The sequence below is a fragment of the Phenylobacterium sp. genome (assembly GCF_035276905.1).
Classification (GTDB): domain Bacteria; phylum Pseudomonadota; class Alphaproteobacteria; order Caulobacterales; family Caulobacteraceae; genus Phenylobacterium.
This window is the reverse complement of the sequence record NZ_DATELG010000097.1, coordinates 1-16659: the sequence shown is the minus strand read 5'-3', so window position 1 is coordinate 16659 and position 16659 is coordinate 1. Positions and strand designations below refer to the sequence as shown.

The 16659-nt window shown below is 64.9% G+C and carries 18 protein-coding genes and 2 pseudogenes; 9 read left to right on the top strand and 11 right to left on the bottom strand.

The window, feature by feature from the left end; translation table 11 throughout:
- The 3 genes from VJS38_RS04300 to VJS38_RS04290 all read right to left on the bottom strand — a co-directional run.
- Positions 1–706: DUF2092 domain-containing protein (locus VJS38_RS04300; protein ID WP_324086916.1), on the bottom strand; the 706-nt coding region annotated here is incomplete at its 3' end.
- A 630-nt stretch (positions 707–1336) separates the two neighbouring features.
- On the bottom strand, positions 1337–1915 hold the full coding sequence (locus tag VJS38_RS04295) for a hypothetical protein (protein ID WP_324086915.1): 579 nt from the start codon (positions 1913–1915) through the stop codon (positions 1337–1339).
- Positions 1916–3110: 1195 nt separating this feature from the next.
- Entirely contained in the window at positions 3111–3374 is a 264-nt protein-coding gene (locus VJS38_RS04290) for a type IV secretory system conjugative DNA transfer family protein (RefSeq protein WP_324086914.1), read from the bottom strand.
- A 47-nt stretch (positions 3375–3421) separates the two neighbouring features.
- On the opposite strand from VJS38_RS04290, the pseudogene VJS38_RS04285 reads away from it, so the two are divergent.
- The 4 genes and pseudogenes from VJS38_RS04285 to VJS38_RS04270 form a co-directional block, all read left to right on the top strand.
- A pseudogene (locus tag VJS38_RS04285) lies at positions 3422–3668 on the top strand (arsenical resistance protein ArsH); the annotation flags it as partial.
- Between the two features lie 424 nt (positions 3669–4092).
- Positions 4093–4950 (top strand): hypothetical protein, encoded by an 858-nt coding sequence (locus tag VJS38_RS04280; protein WP_324086913.1) that lies wholly within the window; start codon positions 4093–4095, stop codon positions 4948–4950.
- A gap of 117 nt (positions 4951–5067) precedes the next feature.
- On the top strand, positions 5068–6084 hold the full coding sequence (locus tag VJS38_RS04275; protein WP_324086912.1) for a hypothetical protein: 1017 nt from the start codon (positions 5068–5070) through the stop codon (positions 6082–6084).
- A 480-nt stretch (positions 6085–6564) separates the two neighbouring features.
- The gene (locus VJS38_RS04270) at positions 6565–7098 is read left to right on the top strand and encodes a MarR family transcriptional regulator (protein WP_324086911.1); all 534 of its coding nucleotides are present in this window, start codon (positions 6565–6567) and stop codon (positions 7096–7098) included.
- Between the two features lie 26 nt (positions 7099–7124).
- Here the strand turns inward: VJS38_RS04270 and VJS38_RS04265 are convergent, their stop codons facing one another.
- The 6 genes from VJS38_RS04265 to VJS38_RS04240 all read right to left on the bottom strand — a co-directional run bounded on the left by VJS38_RS04265 (position 7125) and on the right by VJS38_RS04240 (position 12463).
- Positions 7125–7874 carry a hypothetical protein gene (locus VJS38_RS04265; protein ID WP_324086910.1) on the bottom strand — a complete coding sequence of 250 codons (750 nt, stop codon included), beginning with the start codon at positions 7872–7874 and terminating at the stop codon, positions 7125–7127.
- A 35-nt stretch (positions 7875–7909) separates the two neighbouring features.
- On the bottom strand, positions 7910–8818 hold the full coding sequence (locus VJS38_RS04260; RefSeq protein ID WP_324086909.1) for a fumarylacetoacetate hydrolase family protein: 909 nt from the start codon (positions 8816–8818) through the stop codon (positions 7910–7912).
- A gap of 15 nt (positions 8819–8833) precedes the next feature.
- Entirely contained in the window at positions 8834–9946 is a 1113-nt protein-coding gene (locus VJS38_RS04255; RefSeq protein ID WP_324086908.1) for a cupin domain-containing protein, read from the bottom strand.
- Complete coding sequence (locus VJS38_RS04250) at positions 9939–10967, bottom strand: carbon-nitrogen hydrolase family protein (RefSeq protein ID WP_324086907.1); 1029 nt, start codon at positions 10965–10967, stop codon at positions 9939–9941. Before VJS38_RS04250 ends, VJS38_RS04255 begins: the two co-directional genes overlap by 8 nt.
- 331 nt (positions 10968–11298) lie before the next feature.
- Positions 11299–11817, bottom strand: a complete 519-nt coding sequence (locus tag VJS38_RS04245; RefSeq protein ID WP_324086906.1) for a MarR family winged helix-turn-helix transcriptional regulator — start codon at positions 11815–11817, stop codon at positions 11299–11301.
- Positions 11818–11965: 148 nt separating this feature from the next.
- Positions 11966–12463 (bottom strand): MarR family winged helix-turn-helix transcriptional regulator, encoded by a 498-nt coding sequence (locus VJS38_RS04240; protein ID WP_324086905.1) that lies wholly within the window; start codon positions 12461–12463, stop codon positions 11966–11968.
- 405 nt (positions 12464–12868) lie between these two features.
- Here VJS38_RS04240 and VJS38_RS04235 point away from each other — a divergent pair, with 405 nt between their 5' ends.
- From VJS38_RS04235 to VJS38_RS04215, 5 genes are all read left to right on the top strand, one after another.
- Positions 12869–13279 (top strand): thioesterase family protein, encoded by a 411-nt coding sequence (locus VJS38_RS04235; protein WP_324086904.1) that lies wholly within the window; start codon positions 12869–12871, stop codon positions 13277–13279.
- Positions 13280–13329: 50 nt separating this feature from the next.
- The gene (locus tag VJS38_RS04230) at positions 13330–13647 is read left to right on the top strand and encodes a 2Fe-2S iron-sulfur cluster-binding protein (RefSeq protein WP_324086903.1); all 318 of its coding nucleotides are present in this window, start codon (positions 13330–13332) and stop codon (positions 13645–13647) included.
- Positions 13648–14047: 400 nt separating this feature from the next.
- Entirely contained in the window at positions 14048–14908 is an 861-nt protein-coding gene (locus tag VJS38_RS04225) for a CpsD/CapB family tyrosine-protein kinase (protein WP_324086902.1), read from the top strand.
- Between the two features lie 13 nt (positions 14909–14921).
- Positions 14922–15086 carry a hypothetical protein gene (locus tag VJS38_RS04220; protein WP_324086901.1) on the top strand — a complete coding sequence of 55 codons (165 nt, stop codon included), beginning with the start codon at positions 14922–14924 and terminating at the stop codon, positions 15084–15086.
- A gap of 146 nt (positions 15087–15232) precedes the next feature.
- On the top strand, positions 15233–15496 hold the full coding sequence (locus tag VJS38_RS04215) for a hypothetical protein (protein ID WP_324086900.1): 264 nt from the start codon (positions 15233–15235) through the stop codon (positions 15494–15496).
- Between the two features lie 213 nt (positions 15497–15709).
- Here VJS38_RS04215 and VJS38_RS04210 read toward each other — a convergent pair whose 3' ends face one another.
- Entirely contained in the window at positions 15710–16225 is a 516-nt protein-coding gene (locus VJS38_RS04210; protein ID WP_324086899.1) for a hypothetical protein, read from the bottom strand.
- Positions 16226–16314: 89 nt separating this feature from the next.
- Positions 16315–16659, bottom strand: a pseudogene (locus VJS38_RS04205) (hypothetical protein); the annotation flags it as partial.

The following is a 16659-nucleotide window of genomic DNA, read 5'->3' as shown; positions in this document are numbered from 1 at the left end:
CAAACGCGTCCGGGCTGAACTTCGGAGCAGTGTCCCAGGCTAGGTCGGCCTGGAACTTGGGCCGGGCGGGGTCGTCGCTGGCGACGAGGATCACGCGCAGCGGCATTGGCTTGTCTCCGTCAGCAATCCAGATCTGCCAATCGACCCCGGGCTGGCGGAAGGCGTAGTGGTTCGCGTCCTGACCCGTGAGCCGATCCCTGCCGATGAAATGCGCCGAGGTCAGCGCCTTCGCCCGGGGGTCGCCCTCGGTCCAGGTGAAGAGGTCGTCCAGAGGCACCGTGGCCCCGTACGTCTCGGCGCGCTCCAGGCTGGCGCGGACCGTCGGGAGAGCCGGGAACTTGCCGTAGTACCCTGTCCCGGGGTCGTAGAGGGTCACCGTCTTGCCGTCATCGACGTACTGTCGAGCCAGGCTCGGCAGCTTCAGGTCGATGGCGAACACGTCCGGGCGGCGGACTTTGTAGGTCGCCTCTCCGCTCAGCGTGATCAGCTGCCCGTAGACATCGACATCGTCGCGCTGGGTTCGCAGGTCGATCTGGAACGCTGGAACCGACCGCAGATAGGCGCTCATGTTGGTGAGCGCGTCGACCGCCTTGGGCTCGACCTGCGCGGGGCCCGGTTGAGCGGTGGTCGCCGGTGGCGGTGCAGCCCGGGCGTCGAACGCACCCCATCCCAGCGCCGCCGCGATGATTCCTGTCGCGAGCTTCATGTCGCCAGAGATCTCGCACCGGATCGATCTAAAGCATCGGCCGCGTGCACTACTGCGCTCGCAGAGCGGGGACAATCAGGTGAACGCCTAGGTTCCAGGCCGATTTCAATTCTTTCGACGGGGCGGGCTTCCAATGCGTGAGCGGCCCTTGCGAATGTCGCCTGAATGGTCGGCGGCGCCAGAAAGTCCCATCGTGGGCGCCGGCGCGACGCAAGCGACCGTTCCGCCAGGTCGGGGTATCACCCGATCGCGAAACGTCGGCTCACATGACGACCGACGTGCCGGTCGTCCTGGTCCCCACCGACGCCGGTTGGGCCCTTGGTGCTGTTGGAGGCCGAGGGCGACTGGCACGCCGTTTTCCTGCCGGGCTCGCCGCAGACGTCTTCGGGATCCATCGCCTATGCGCACACCGATCAGATTCACCGAACAGACCTGACGCTCACCCAGCTCTGGGGAATGCTGCGGGCGCGCGGGAAGGGCTCGTCAAGTGCTACAAGCAACTGGCGATCCTGCAGGCGGCAGGAAAGGTGTGAGTGCAGCCTGGCTGGCTGCACCCACGACATCGCTGGCAGAGCGCCTGTTCAGTTGAGGAGCGGTCGTTCGCAGTGTCTGGGCGCCCCGACCTTTGCCCTACCAAGTCAGCGCCTCGGGGTTGGCGATCACCATTCCCGATTTCGAGTCAACTGCGACCGGGTGCAGGGCGCCGCTCTTCAGAAGCCCGACCATGTAGGCGTGGACGTCAGAGGTCGGGTTGGAGGCGCTTCTCGCGATGCCGGCCACGACCGCCGGTGCGCCCTCCTGTGCTTCGGCGGTGCGGATAGCGTCTGCCAGCGGAACCTTGGCCGCCTCCACGGCAGCGGCGCGCCGTTGGTTGCGCCAGTTCAACATCCACGACGGAGTCGACGCCTGGCTGATGTCAACCGCCTGGCCGCCCGGCTTGTCGATCCGCATGAGCCTGACGTTCGATCCCTGCGTCAGGATGACGCCGTAGCCTGGAGTACCGGCGACGTTGTTATAGGCTATGGCGGCCACGCGTCCGCCAACCATGGACTCGATGTTGGACACCGCGGTGGGCAAAGTGTTCGCATCGCCGCTAAAGCCGGTGACGTCGATACTAAAGTTCGGGTTCACGGTTAAGGTCTGGGCGAAAGTCGGCGCTCCAACAGCCAAGCTGCTGGATATCGCGAGGGCGAGCAGAAGAGCACGCATGGAGGTCTCCTCCGAGGTTGTGTCTCTGCTATCCACACTACAGACCCTGTAATCGCAGGTCGCGCGCGCCGACACCTGAATGTGGGCGGTGAGAATCCCGATGCCCTCAAAACGGGAGGCGTACCGTCGGCGGGGTTCGTCCGTCATCCGGTGTTTGCCCGATGCTCGATTCATCAAGGCACCCAGCCTTGATCGCTCGCGAACAGCGCCCGCCGCGCTGATGGTTGGGTTTCGACGCATGGGCGGCATCATATGCGAGAGCGGGCGGCCATGGCCCGCTGATGAATGCTTGCTGCGATGCCGCCTCGTTATCCCCCGACGGTGTGCGAACTCGGCCCCGCCCCGTCGTGGCGGGGCCTATTTTCGCTCGCGTGCAATGCCGGCGTGTCGGGTGAAATCTCGCATTGGCAGGCGTTCAGTGGCCTGGCTTTGTGAAACCACTGAATTGCGCGACGGCGCAGCTCCCCTTGAATGTTGACCCAAAATGGGGGCCTTCATCAAAAGCATACACGCTGTTGGTTGTTCGATCTATGTATTCGTCAGACGAAACTGACCTGAGCGTCCCTTTGCCCACTGAATGTCGCAAGATAATTCTGTCTTTCGTCACGTCTAGAATTGGACGCGTTTCCGAACAATTGTGATTGCACCACCTGCGGGAAGACAGGTCTATGCGATACCGCTGCTCGGTGTTGGTGACGCCGCCTTCGTCTATCAACTGACCCTGGCACACGAGGTCGAACTGCTCAGCCGCCTGCGCTGCGATGGGAATAGCCAGAGCCGAAACGAGCGCCGGAAGGAGGTGAGAGCGCATCTTTGCCACGCCGGTTTCTGCCGTCATAGCTGCTCCGCGCCGCAGGGTCGCTCGGGTGAGGACATGATGCGGGGCGCAGAAATGGCCGGGGGCGAACCCCGCGACCGTTGCAAGCTATTACCGCAGGGCGTTGAGCGGCCCCGCGCGCCGGTTTTTTTGGGGGGGGTGCTGGAGCTGGGCGCAGCTGGGCTGGCGCCGCGGCTGCAGACCGGCGGAGCCAGCCATCTCCATCACAGGTTCATCCCCGGCGTCCGTGCAGCGCGACCCTGCCGCGGTAGCGGCTTAGCCCCCTGCCGCGGCTCGGCCAAAGTTCGTCGATGCTGACGCGTCCAGCTAAGTTCCGAGATTTCATGGCCTGCTCACTTCCCCTATGAACGCCATCGACTACGACGCAAACAGCCCGGCGAATTCCGGGTCGGCATAGTGGCGTACTTTCCACGCCCATATCGGCGGCAGGCCGGGTTGCAGCAGGATCTCCAGCAACTGATTCCCCAGCCGTATGATTTCGTCCGGTGCGATCAGGTCGCGGCGGGCCAGGTGCATGGTGGTCGACGTGCTGCGCGCGCTGAAGAGTTGGTTCGGCGCGCGCGAGGTGCTCGCGCGGGAGGTCTCGCAGGCGACCGTCGTAGCGCCGATCGAGCGCGACACCAGTTGGCCGTTTCGATGCGGCGACGTTGAAGACCTGGACCAGCCCGGTGTGCGGCGGTTCGCAGTCCTTCAATGCGGTGAACACCCTGGCCTGCTCGGACGCTGGATGCGGATGATCGCCATCCCGAACCAGTCCTCCGTCGCGAAGGCCTTCCAGGAGTTCAACGAAGCTGGGCGGATGAAGCCGTCAGCCTACTACGACCGGGTCGTCGACGTGATGGAGGAACTGATCAAGTTCACCCTGCTGACGAGGGATCGGGGTACTACCTGGTCGACGGCTACCGGGAGGGCTGATCCGGCTCGGGCGCGTCGATGACAATGGAGCGGGCTAAGCCTAATGCACTCAGGGGCAAATGTTCGCCTTATGTTCTTGAGCGGGGGTGCAAATCGCCTCTGACTCTGTCGGGAAGGAAGGCCGCGGTGGCCTTCCTCCCTAGACGGAGGCGGCGCGTCGCGAGGGAGCGCCGAACGAGAATGCATGCCGGAATCCCCACGACAGGCAATCGCCCGGAACCAGAGGATCCGCGAGGAACTCGAGGCTGAAGAGCGCGCTCGCGCCGCGGCGAGGATCGCCGCCGGCCCTACACGCCCCTACGCCAGGCGTACTGGAGGGGGGCTGACAGGCGCTTTGCGCGAAGGCGTTCTGCAGGCCGACACGGCGGCTCGAAGTCTTGCAAATACCTCCACATTCGGAGGCGCAAACTATGTTTCGGCCAAGTTGAACGCGCTGCCTTCCTCCCGCCCTGGGCTGGACTACGAGCAGAGCTTCAAGGCCAACCTCGCGAACGAACGCACCCGCGACGCCTACGATGCAATCCACAGGCCGGGGGCCCAACAACTCGGGCAAGCCGGCGCGCTCTTGCTTAGTCTCGCAGGACCCGGGCCGTTGGTCCCGGCGCGCATCCCTGGCGCGGCTGGGATCAGCGGGCGCGAGTTGATTGCGCGCCTTGGCGTTGGCGGTTTGACCGGAATGGGCGTGCAGACCGCCGTCGACGCCGCAGCGCGCCGCAACACCGACTGGCAGGATGCGGTTGGCGCAGCGCTCGGCGGCGCGGTCGGGGCGGCGTTCCCGGGGCTCGATCCCGCCAAGGCCGGAGCTGTGGGATCGGCTCTAACCACAGCGGCGCAGGACCTTTTGCACGGCAGGCCTGTTTCGCTTTCCGACATGGGGCGGAGCGCCATGGCGGGCCGCGTGGCCGCCGCCGCCGCGGGCGCTGCCGGCCGGCGAGGTTCGGCCGCGTTGCCCCGGCGAGAGAAGGGACGTCTCGGCGAGACACTGGGCGGAATCCGCAGCGCCATCAACCACATGGAGCGAGCGCCCGGACGGCCCACGCTACCCGTGACCGGCGCCAAGAGGGGCACGGTCGTGGACGGTGTCACTCACGACGCGGCGCGGTTCTTCGAAGACAAGTTCGGCGAACACGCTCGGCTGCGGCCGAACCAGACAAAGGCGCAGACCGAATACGGACCGAATTACCTCATTTATCACTTCCTGCCGCACGACGTGGGCGAGTTCCTCGGTGGTCTGCTGGGGACATCCGCCGGTCAGGTCCCGAGGCGTCGGCCCGGCAACTGACGCGACACGCGCACCAGGGACCTGGTCGTTTGTTCTCGTAATGTTCTTGACCGTCGCGCGGGCTTGCAGATAGGATTGGCGCAGGCTGTGACGCGAACTCACATGTGCGGGGGCGGGATGGGCGCGAATCTCAACTGGCTAGCCGTACAGGGGGTGGACAAGGTCGATCTGCTGGAGCGGCTGGGCTTCGTTGAAGCCGGTCTGTCGAGCGATGAGCTGAACGTCCCGGTGGCCTGCGCCGTCTTGCCGAAGAGTTGGGTGGTGATCGCGTCCTGGGGGAAAGGGCTCGATCTAGACCGGCTCTTGCCGCGCGCCTCAGCGGGAACGCTGGCGCTCGGCGGCGAGATGGACGACCGGGTGATGTTCAGCCAGCTGGGCGCATTCCAGGACGGCGCGCCCGCCTGGGCCGTGACGCACGACCCGGATCGGGGCCTGGACAACGTGACCGTCCAAGGCGAACCGCCGGGGCTGCTTGCGCAGGTGCGGGCGGAGCTTGTCGCCGAACAGGCCGGGGACGGTTTCGAGGACGTCGACTACATGTTCGAGGCGCCCGTGCGGCTCAGCGAGCGGTTGTGCGGTTATCATCCGGAGGCGCCGCTGCCGGTGGAATGGAAGATCCTGGAGCCGGCCGGCGGGCGGCGACGGCCATCGCCGGACTTGCGCCTGGCGGACGCTTTCAGGTCCGAGCTTCTGCCGCAACTCGAAGGCTCGGGGTGGACCTTGGCGGCGCGCGATGCGGAATTCCGCGGAAGGGCGTGGGACGTGACCCGCGTGCTCGACGGACGGCGGCAATGGCTGTCCTTCACGTGGCGAGAGGATTGCGTGGGTCCCGCATTCGAGACGTCGTTCCTGGTCTTCAGCGGACAGGCCTGGGACAGCCCTCATCTCATGGTGGGCGCTGTCCGTCAGATGCGGGCTGCCGCGCCCCGCCAGGGGGGCGCATTCTGGCGTCGTCTGCTTGGGCGGGCGGACGATGTGAGCCGACCTCGGCCCGAAGATCGCATGGTTGAGTTTGTCGGCCCCATACGGGAGGATCTCGCGGCGCTTGACCGCTTCCTCGTCTCAGGAGAACCGGACGCGAGAATAGAGGTCCGCTTCGGTTCTGCGGAAAGTTTGCGCTCGGCACGCGCCTAAAAGCCGGCGAAACGGCCGTGTGGCAAAAATGCACAAGAACGAATGGGAGGGGCGAAGCGAAGACGGGAGCGGATGGAGCAGCAGACTTGGCCGCCTCGAGCCCGGGAGCGACCGCTACCTCGGCCGGCTGGCGTCGCAATGACTGCGATAACGTGCCGCCATGACAGGCGTGAACGAGCTCTCGGCGACTGGCCAGGGGTCTCATCTGCTGCCCGCTGCGAGGCGGACGAGGTCACGTGCGGCCGCATACGCGCGGACGGGACTTGCGCCCGCCGGCGGGATGCTTTAGCCCTGAAGGAACATGAATCTTCCCTGTGGATGCCGCGCCCTGGTGCGGAGCGATGCCGTCGTCAGCTTCCGGTCCATGCTGAAATCAGCGGGTCACGCGCCCAACTCCGCAGGGACGGGCTCTAGAACGCATTTGCGGTCCTCGAGGCGCGCTGCGGCCAGCTGCGGCGACCATTTCATCGGAGAATCGGCATGAGGCGGCCGCGCGCGGGACGCGCCGCTGCGGCAGCCCCGACCCCCGTGGAAATTCGCGAGAAACACGATGGGGCCTTGGTCGGCCGCATGGAAGTGCGCGTATGGCTGCGGCTTCTCAGTTGCTCGATGATCATCGAGAAACGGCTACGGCGTGGCTTCATAGAGAAGTTCGATTCGACCCTGCCGCGCTTCGACGTGCTCGCGACGCTCGAGCGTTTTCCTGATGGCGCGACCATGGGAGAGCTCTCGCGTTCGCTGCTGGTCTCGAACGGCAATGTGACCTCGCTCGTCCGCCAGCTCGAATCCGCCGGTTTTGTTGCGACGCGCCCGGCGCCGGACGACGGGCGCGCTTCGATCGTGGCCCTGACCGCCAGCGGGCGAGCGCATTTCGCGGTTCTCGCTCAGGCCCATAGAGCCTGGATCGAAGCGGCCTTCGCCGGGATGCCGCGTGAGGAACTCGCCGCATTGTACCAATTGCTGGCGACGCTGAAGACGTCCATCGCCACCGACGCAGAGGCGAGCGGAAAGTAACCTCTGGCAGGCGGGCCTGAGGGTGGTCAGTACGCCCCGGAGAGCAGGGCGCCCGCCCCAGGCGCCTCGGCCGATAGGTTCAGCGCCTTTAGCATGCGATAGGTTGTGCAGACCGCTGCGGAGACCACGGGAACGCCGGCTTCGGCCTCTACTCGCGCGATCGAGGGCAGCGACGGCATCTGCACGCAGGCCGACAGCACGATGGCGTCGGCCCCCTTGCGATCGAGCCGCTTGTAGATGTTCGCCAGCTCCGCGGGGTCATGCCGCGCCACCTCGAGATTGTCGGGAATCTCGAGCGCCACGAAATCCCGGACCATGACGCCTTCGTGTTCGATGTAGTCGACCACGAGCTTGGTGAGCGGCTTCATATAGGGGCAGATCACCACGACAGACTTCGAGCCCAGGGCGCGTAATCCATCGACCAGGGCTCCGGCGCTGGTGACGACCGGCGCGGGCGCGCCGTTGTCGACCGTACGCTGGTGCAGGCGCTGCTCTGAAACCCTGTGGTAGCCCAGTCCCATGCTCATGGTGGCGACCAGACAGGCGTAGCCAAGCACGTCCACCCTGGCGTCAGACAGCTCGACGGCGCACCGGTCACTTTCGGCGTCCATGGCCTCGAGCTCTTCCTTGACCACGCGCTTCATTCGCATGCGGCTGGAATGGAACGTGAAGCGCTCCGGCGCGATCAACTCGCGGCGACGCAACATCAGGGGAATTTCCGTCTCCATCGTCGTGTTGGAAGACGGCACGATCTGGCCCACGCGGAGTGTGGTCATAAGGCCTCTCGATGATCTACTGCGGCCAGCTTGGCTTAGACGGACACGATGGGGTGCCTGGTCGTGCCGATAGACTCGACGCAGGCCTCGATCACGTCGCCCGGCCACAGCCATTCCTGCGGCGTACGGCCGGCGCCGACACCTTCTGGCGTTCCAGTCGCGATGATGTCGCCGGGTTCAAGCGTGATCCCCTGCGAGATGTCGGAGATCAAAGTCGCCACGTCGAAGATCATGAAGCTCGTATTGCTCTTCTGTTTGATCTCGCCGTTCTTCGTCAGCCAGAGATCAAGATTCTGCGGATCAGGAATTTCATCGGCGGTGACGATGCACGGCCCAAACGGCGCATAGGTGTCCATGCCCTTGGAATAGATCCACTGACCGCTGCGTCGGTTGTCCCGGGCGGACATGTCAATCATCACGGAATAGCCGAAAACGTGGGAGAGGGCGCACTGGACCGGTATGCGCGTCGCCGTCGTTCCGATGATCGCTGCAAGTTCGACCTCCCAGTCGAGCTGCTGCGTGATCTTTCCGTTGTGTTGAATGCTTTCGCCCGGGCCAATGACGGTCGTGGGGGGTTTTGAGAAGATGACCGGTTGCTTCGGAGCGTCCGGGCTGGTGTCGAGGCTTCCGGCGGATTCGATCACATGCGCGCGATAGTTCAGGCCGATGCCGAAGATGTTCTTGCGCGGCCGCGGAATGGGCGCGAGCAGGCGAACATTAGCCAGCGGGGCGGCCGTCTCGGTCGGCCAAGGCGCTCCGGCGCCCACAATATCCCGAAGCGCCGGCAGCGCGCCGAGGTGATCGTCGATAATGCCGAGCATCGTGTTCGGCAGCGCGACCCCGTGCGCTGCCCCGAGCGCCTCGACGTCGAGGACCGCCTCGTCGATCAGAACGCCAAGCCGAGCCGCAGCTTCAATGTTTTTTCGGTAGGTGACGAGACGCAACGCCTGACTCCAAGTTTAGGTAAGAGGCTCTTGGACGAGCTGAAATCCGCCGTTGTCTTTAATCGGGACTTCTCGGTATAGGTCGAGCGCCTTCATGACCGGTTGGTCCGTGAAGGAGAACAGGACCGCGTCTTCAGTTGCCGACGAATTTACGTGCTCATGCGCGCACCACGACGGTACAACGAAGATGTCCCGCTCTTTCCAGTCGAAACGTCTGCCGTCAATAATCGAATATCCGGCGCCCTTGGCGACGTTGTAGACGTAGGAACCGGTCTGGCGATGCGCCTTCGTATGCTGTGCGGGGGCTAGTCGCTGGATGTAGGCGCCGAGCGTCGGCATCACCGATCCCCCCGAACGCGGGTTGGTGTACTCCATGATTACGCCGTCGTAGGGCGTGCCTTCCCAGACCTCCGCCGCCTCGCAAAGGCGGTCGTAGGTCGCGCTCCACTCGTACTTGAGCAAGGGCGAATAGCGATGCTCCCACGGCGCCATGACGGGCGCCAGGTTTGGGCCGCCGTGAAGCTTCACCGAATCATTGGTGGCGCCGCGCGGCTGTTGCACGATGTCCGGATGGACGGCGTAGAAGTTTGCTTCGAGCTGATTGACAAGCAGCATGTCGAGCCCGTCCTGCCAGATCGACGTCTCGCCCTCGGCGGCGACGCCGTGATCGTGCCAGGTCTCGGCCGGCGTGATCACGAAGTCGCCCCGACCGAGTGTGACCTTACGCCCGTCGACCACGGTGTACGCGCCAGCTCCCTCCATGATGAAGCGCAATGCGGCCGCGGCGTGTCTGTGGGCGGAGGTGCTCTCTCCCGCCCGCATTCCCTGCAGGCCGGTGTAGAGCCAGCCGACGCAGGCCGAGGCGCCTTTTCGCGTGGGATTCTCGAGCGCGACGACGCGACGGCCGGCCTCTTCGGGGCTTACGATGCTGAGGGATTCCAGCACCAGAGGCCGGAGCGCCTCGTATCGCCACACCACCGGCGTGGACGGCGATTGCGGAAACCAAGGCTCAATTTCGTTGGCCACGGTCCAAAGCGCATAAGCGTCCTGCGCCTTCAGCCGAGCGTAGTAGGCCGCCCGTTCGGCCGTATCGGAGACGTTGGCGCGGCCGATCACATCCTCACGCATTGGGTTCGCCTCCGGGTTCGTGAGAGGGAGGGGGGCCGCCAAAGGGGGGCGGTGCGACCTCCCCCTCCCAGGCGACCGCGGTCTGCGGGCGGCGATTCACGCGCAGATCGAAGATGTCGAAACGGTTGTAGTGGCCGGTGATGTTGTGCATCTGGGTGGGCTCGATGCAGCGCGTCAGGTCGATGTCTGCGTAGACGATGCCCTCGTCATCGATCAGCGGGGCGCCGACAAGTCGTCCGTCTGGTCCGATAACGCCGCTGAAGGCGCTGTGCTTTCTTTCCAGAAGCGAGCGAGCGTCAGCGCGGGCCGACGACATGGCGGCGATGATCTCTTCTGAAATGGTCGAGCATGACACGATGGTGAACACCTTTCCCTCGAAGGAGTGCGCCATCGCTCGAATCTTGATCGCCTCGGCCATATCGTAGTCGGGCGGCGCGACCGGAAGGGCGATGTAGCTCGCCGCGTGCACCATCTCGCCTTGGGCGAGAAGGGCGAACCGGGCGAGCGTATTCGTGTTTTCACCGCAGGCGAGCACGCCGAGCGGCCCGACGGCGGTCTTGTGCACCTTCAGCGACGAGCCGTCCCCTCCGGCCCAGGTCAGCTTCTCGGCCCAGGTCGGCACGAGCTTGCGGTGGCGCCCCAAAAGCGTTCCGTCCGAGCCGATGACCAGGATGGTGTTGTACAATGCGCCGATCCGCTCGGGATCGTGCTCGTTTACGCCGATGACCACCACGACGCCGCAATCGCGGGCGGTCGCCGCCAAGAGATCGACTTCCGGGCCCGGCGCCGCGATCGACGCCTGATAGAGCCTGCGAAACCAACGGCTTCCCTCCGGCGGCGGGACGATCCAATTCCAGTAAGGGTAGCCGGGGACGTAGACCTCTGGGAACGCGACCAGTTTGGCGCCGTTCGCAGCAGCTTCGCGGATGAGGCTGCAGGCCTTGTCGACGGTCTTCGCCGTGTCCAAGAAAACAGGCGCGGCCTGTACAGCCGCAGCCTTGAAGATGGGAAAGTCAATCACCCTGCACCTGGCTCTGCACTCCGCAGCGGCGGGCGCTGCGAGGCAAATAGTAGGCATACTAACAGATTGGCTGTCAACGCGCTTTCCGTGCGCCAGATCCCACTAGCCCGGCCTCAAGTGAAAATTTATGAAAAGCGATAAAAATCAAATAGATATAAGGATTGACGCAACCGCATGTGTGTTGAGGCGTCGAGGCGTGGCGCGCGACCGATCCCCGAATCCGCGGGCAAATGATAGGGATACCTCGTAAATGTCCCGGGCGTTGTCGGGACGTCGTGCTATGCGCGGCGCCGCCGGCTATCCCGCAGCGCTACACGCTGACGGCCCGCCTTCACGCCTTGTCGTCGGCCCCGCGCTCGACGGGCCGCCGGAACGCCGACTGCAGCAAGCCGATCATCTGGTCGTGCGTCGCGCCATGCTCCGAATGCAGCAACGCCGTCGGCAGCCGCTCACTTCTCCGATTCACCAACTTCGAGAGCAGGAACATGAAGATCAATTGCTCGCCGTCGGAAAGGGGAGCGAGGATCCGAAGCTGGCTCTGGAAGACCAGATCGTCCATGGCTGCGAGAACCTTGCCGCCTTCAGGCGTGAGACTCACATTCTTTGTGCGGCGATCGACGCCGCTGACGCGTGCGAGCAGACCACGCTGTTCCAGCCGATGGATGACGTCGCCGATGGTCGACCGATCGAAGGCGACGAGTTCAGATAGGCGCCTTTGATCGATGCCGGGATAACTGTCCGCCACCGTCAATGTCGCATATTGTATCGGGGTGAGGCCAATATCCTTCGTCGATTCCATGAATATGGCGACGCCGATCTGGTGAAGGCGGCGGATGAGGTGGCCGGGCATCTCGTATATTCGATGCAGGCGGGTATCTGACCCGACGTGATCTGAGAAGGTATTCGCATTTTTCCGAGATTTTGCCATTCGTGTCACTTCGATTCCGATCGGCGGAGGTCGGCGGCTGATCCGGGTGGGCGGTCAGTCAAGCTCGCCTTCAGCTGAGGTTGTCATGCAGTCGGTTGAGCATCTCCAGGAGCTTGGCAAATTCGCTCGCAGAGAAGCCCTTGATCAGCTTGCGATAAAGCGGCGCCGTGATCTTGCGCGCTTCCACCAGCTTCAGGCGACCAAGCTCCGTGAGCGATAGCTGGGTGACGCGTCCGTCGTCCGGACACGGGCTGCTGCTGACCAGGCCGGCCTTGCTCATGCGCTCCACGAGCCGGACCAGCGTCGAGATGTTGATGACGGCGAGCTTTGCGATTTGGGCGACGGGAAGGGGCGAGCGTTCGCCGAGGATCATGATCACGCGCCAGCTCGGAATGTCGATCTCAATCGCCCGCAGTTGCGCCTCGATGACGACATTGTAGCGACTGACCGCCCGGTTCAGCAGGTAAAAGGGATAGACATCAACGCGGAAGTCTTCTGATCCCGGGTCGCCGAAGCGGCGTAAATCTTCTGCCATGGTCTCGGTTTCCGCCTCGGAAAAAACTTGCATTTGCAAGTGTCGTGCGCGAGCTTGCGAGGCGTACTCAACAAACGGTGGCCGACATGTCCAGCTCCCTTATTGACGGCCAGGCCGTCGCGCTCACGAGCGGCGCCGTGCGAAACGTCCACCTCGCGCAAACCGTGGCGCGGTCCTCATCGCCACGCCAAGGCGCGGCTGTCGATTATTACCGGCGTGGCCCGTCGGTTGGCGCGGTCATGTAAGCTTGCGCGCACTGGCAATCTGCTTTAGGCCTAAAACGTTGTGAGCCTCGCAGCAGTGCTCGCCACTCGGGCGGTCTGGATCGCCGCCGCGTGCGCGGGCTCCCATCCATCATTGATGCAGCGTTGCGCGCCGAGAATCTCGGTCGAATTCCGGCGAACGTCAAAGTCTCAGTCGCTCAGATAGGGGGCTCATTTGCCATTCGTTTCCCAGCAACGCGTGCAATTCGCGCATGTGGATGCCGCTGGCATTGTGTTCTATCCAAGATACTTTGAAATGCTGAACGCGGCCGTCGAAGAATTGTTCGCTCGGAGGACGGCGGCCGATTTCAAGACCATACATCTGGAGCGTGGTCTTGGTTTGCCAACAGTTCAGCTGAATTGTGATTTTAAGGCGCCAAGCCGACTTGGTGACCTTCTTGATTTTTTTCTGGAAGTCGTGCGCATTGGACGCTCGTCCATGGAGTTGGCCGTTCAGGTGCGCTGTGCTGATGAGGAGCGTTTCTGTGCACGCGTGGTGCTGGTTTGCGTGGATCTCAAAACGGGCCGATCGGTCGCCTGGCCGGACGACATGCGTCCGTGCGGGGAGGATCGTGGCGAGGCGTGACGGCCTCAGCCAGCGTTTTTGCTCAACAGTGCTAACGGGAAGCTATTTTGATGCCCAAGTTGTTGCTCACTGACCGTGCTGGCGGCGAAACCCCGCTGGAGGCGCCGGCTGGCCGCTCCGTGATGGAGATCATCCGAGACGCCGGGTTCGACGAACTGCTTGCCTTGTGCGGAGGGTGCTTGTCGTGCGCCACCTGCCACGTCTATGTCGACGAGGCGTTCGCGGACTTGCTACCCAAGATGAGCGAAGACGAAAATGATCTTCTGGACAGCTCCGACCGCCGGCAGCCGAATTCTCGACTGTCCTGCCAGATTCCCTTCACCGATGAGCTGGATGGTTTGAAAGTGCGGATCGCGCCCGAGGACTAGTTGGATGCGCATCCCCGCTGGCGGGGCGGGCCCTATGGGCGCGATCGAATGCAGAACAAGCTCAGCATTGGGCTTTTGAAATTATGATAGAGGTTAGATCGCGCCTCAAGCGGGATGGTTTCGACAATTCAAGGTGGTGAAGGCGCTACAGTAACTCATATTGTCAAAGGTTATATCTCGCGACCCCTCGCCGCAGGCGTCGAGTTGTTTTTGACTTGCGCCGAACACGGGCCGCAAGTCTCGCGCTCGAACGGGGGCGACGATCATGACGCGGCGGCGAGCAGGCGTATGCGGTCTTGGACGTCTTCGGCTGATGGCCGGCCTGCGGGCGCGTGCGCGCTTGCGCTGAACGGTCGGCAAGTCTGTGGTCGCCTTCCTCAGGAAGTTGCTGGTTCGGGGGTTGTCGACGTCGCGTGACGTCGAGCGGTGGACGGGCCTGCCGTACCTCGGCGCGATCCCCAGGGCTCAGGCGCGCGCGAGCCGGCTCAATCCGTCCGCGGCCGTGGTCGAGTACGACGACCCGGCGCTCGCCGCCTCGTTCAAGAACCTTCACGCGACATTCCTGCGCGAGTGTCCCGGGGCGCGGGTCGTGGCGCTTTCTTCCGCCGTCCCGAAAGACGGAAAAACGACCTGCTCGGTGGCGCTGGCGCGGACCAGCGCGCTCCGCGGCCACAGGACCGTGCTGCTGGACTTCGACCTGCGCCGCCGTTCCGCCTCGGCGGAGTTGCGCAAGCCCGCCGCTGTCGGTCTGCTGGAGGTGATGTCGGGGCGGGCGAGGCTGGACGAGGGGCTCTATTTCGACGGTTTCACCCCGCTTTACGTCCTGCCCGCATCCGACGACCTGGAGCTCGTCCGAAAGGCGGTCGTGAAGGACGTCTTCTCCTCGCCCATGATGACCGAGCTGGTCACCGTGCTGCGAAGGCGGTTCGACTACATCTTCATCGACACGCCGCCGCTGCTCGCCGTGGCGGACACGCGGCACATAGCCCCGCACGTGGACGCCTTCCTGTTCGTCACGCGGTGGGGAAGGACGCCGAAGGACTCGGTGGCCGCGGCGGTCGATCTGCTCAAGAGCACGCGCACGCCGCTGGCCGGCGTGGTGCTTACCCAGGCGCCGCCGCAAGCGCCGCCGCGCGCTGCTGAAAAAACAGGCGTCGTGGCGAGAGGCGTCGAATGCGACCCTTTGTCGGATGCCCATGGAACCCTGCGGCGGCGATCCTCATTAGACACCGCCGATTCCCGGCGGCTCGCCGGGGGGTAGAGAAGGGGCTTTCATGACCCGCTATGTCTCGCAAGGCCGTTCGTCCTGGGTGCCGTCCCAGTACGTGGTCGTGGACACCGCGACTGGGCAGATCGTCAGCCGTCACGTCTCGGAGACGGTGGCCAAGGACGTCGCCCGAGGCATGAACACCCCGCGGCCAAAGCGCCGCCTGTCGTAGCGCTTCCGACCGGTCCTCCAGCCTCCGCGCGCCGGACCGAGCCAGGACTGTTGCCAACCGCGACGCTTTGCCGCCAAATGTCGCGGCGGGCGTGCGCGCCCGCCTGTCCAGAGTTTGCGCTAAGCAACAAGTGGGGAGGTGGCGCCTTGGCTGCGTTTCAACCTTACGATGGCGCCTTCATTTGGGAAGGCGAGACTTACCGCTGGAATTGCTACGCCACGTGCCGGGTCTACGAGGTGCGCAGCTTCGCCCACGCGCTGCCTGAGCCGCCGAACGGCCGCAAATGGGTGCGCAAGGCGCGGCGGGCCGGCGACGATCCGGAATACGCCGTCCTGGTCGACCACGAGACGACGGACTTCTCACAGATGCTGACGCAGATCACGGCGTCCGCGGCGGCCCTGGCCTTCTAGTTCAGCCGCCGGCGATGACCGGCCGCAGGCCGCGCGGGAACGCCCGCGGCTGCGCGGCGGTTGATCGCATCGATAGCCAAGCCTTCGTGCATCGGAACGAAGGGGAACAGCCGTGAAGGTCCGGATCCTGGCCGCAGCCGGAGCGCTCCTTTTGGGCCTGGCGGTCGCAGGCCACGTCCATGCGGCCTGCAGTTGCGAGATCGCCGCTGAGCGTCAGACCGGGCGGTAGAGGATGTGCGGCGCGTCCTCGCCGTCGCCCACGAACTCGGCCGTCACAAGGCCCTCCGTCGCGAGCTGCTCCAGCGCCTCGGCCAGACTGCCGGGGCCCGCGGGCATGGAAAGATAGATGCGCTGCTCGCCCGAAAGCGCCGTTGCGCGGGCGGCCGCGCGGCGCTCTTTGAGATCGGCGTCGTCGGCCTCGGGCGCCGCGCCGCTGATGAACGGATCGGGGTCGTCCGGATCCTCGAAGTCCTCGTCCTCCCAGCCGCCGTCCTCGTCCTGCTCCTCATCCTCCTCGGAGACGGGAGGCTCGGTCGCCGCCGGCTCGGCCGGTTCGACCGTCGCCGCGACGGCGACGGCCTCCTCGGCAAGCGGAAGCTCGCGTTCGGGCGCAGCTGCCGGCGCGGTTTCTGGCGCGGTTTCCGGCGGCGGTCCCGGATGCGACGGCTGACTGGGCTGTGGCCTGGCTCGCCAGGGCCACAGACCTCGCAGGAATGACCAAAGCCCCATGCCGATTCTACCGCGCCCCTTCCCGCGGCAACGACTAGGCGCGCAACGTCACGGCGCCAAGACAGAAGGCGCGGGCGCGGCGTTGGGGCTCAGGGCGAGAGGCCGTAGCGCGCGAAGTTTCCGGCCACCTTCGGGTCGACCGCCGCGGCGTGGTCGAGGTCTTCTTGGGCGGCCGCATTCCCCAACCGTTTCTCGGCCAGGCCGCGGCCGAACAGGGCGCTGACCATGGCGGGCCGAAGCTTCAGGGCCGCCTGGTAGTCGCCCAGCGCCTGGGCGGGCTCGTCGCGCCGCAGCCGGACCAGGCCGCGGATGTCGTGCACCTCCGCCAGCTGCGGGGCGCCGGCGACCGCCGCGTCGGCATCGGCCAGGGCTGCTGCGAGGTCGTGGCCGGCGAGGGCGCGGACCCAGGCGCGTGTCGAGAGCGCCTCCGCCGC

What these genes read in the sequence shown, in the direction of transcription:
- VJS38_RS04295 (WP_324086915.1), bottom strand. Translation starts at nt 1,915, where the DNA reads ATGCGTGCTCTTCTGCTCGCCCTCGCGATATCCAGCAGCTTGGCTGTT.
- VJS38_RS04275 (WP_324086912.1), top strand. Translation starts at nt 5,068, where the DNA reads ATGGGCGCGAATCTCAACTGGCTAGCCGTACAGGGGGTGGACAAGGTC.
- VJS38_RS04270 (WP_324086911.1), top strand. Translation starts at nt 6,565, where the DNA reads ATGAGGCGGCCGCGCGCGGGACGCGCCGCTGCGGCAGCCCCGACCCCC.
- VJS38_RS04265 (WP_324086910.1), bottom strand. Translation starts at nt 7,874, where the DNA reads ATGACCACACTCCGCGTGGGCCAGATCGTGCCGTCTTCCAACACGACG.
- VJS38_RS04255 (WP_324086908.1), bottom strand. Translation starts at nt 9,946, where the DNA reads ATGCGTGAGGATGTGATCGGCCGCGCCAACGTCTCCGATACGGCCGAA.
- VJS38_RS04245 (WP_324086906.1), bottom strand. Translation starts at nt 11,817, where the DNA reads ATGCCCGGCCACCTCATCCGCCGCCTTCACCAGATCGGCGTCGCCATA.
- VJS38_RS04240 (WP_324086905.1), bottom strand. Translation starts at nt 12,463, where the DNA reads ATGCAAGTTTTTTCCGAGGCGGAAACCGAGACCATGGCAGAAGATTTA.
- VJS38_RS04230 (WP_324086903.1), top strand. Translation starts at nt 13,330, where the DNA reads ATGCCCAAGTTGTTGCTCACTGACCGTGCTGGCGGCGAAACCCCGCTG.
- VJS38_RS04220 (WP_324086901.1), top strand. Translation starts at nt 14,922, where the DNA reads ATGACCCGCTATGTCTCGCAAGGCCGTTCGTCCTGGGTGCCGTCCCAG.
- VJS38_RS04210 (WP_324086899.1), bottom strand. Translation starts at nt 16,225, where the DNA reads ATGGGGCTTTGGTCATTCCTGCGAGGTCTGTGGCCCTGGCGAGCCAGG.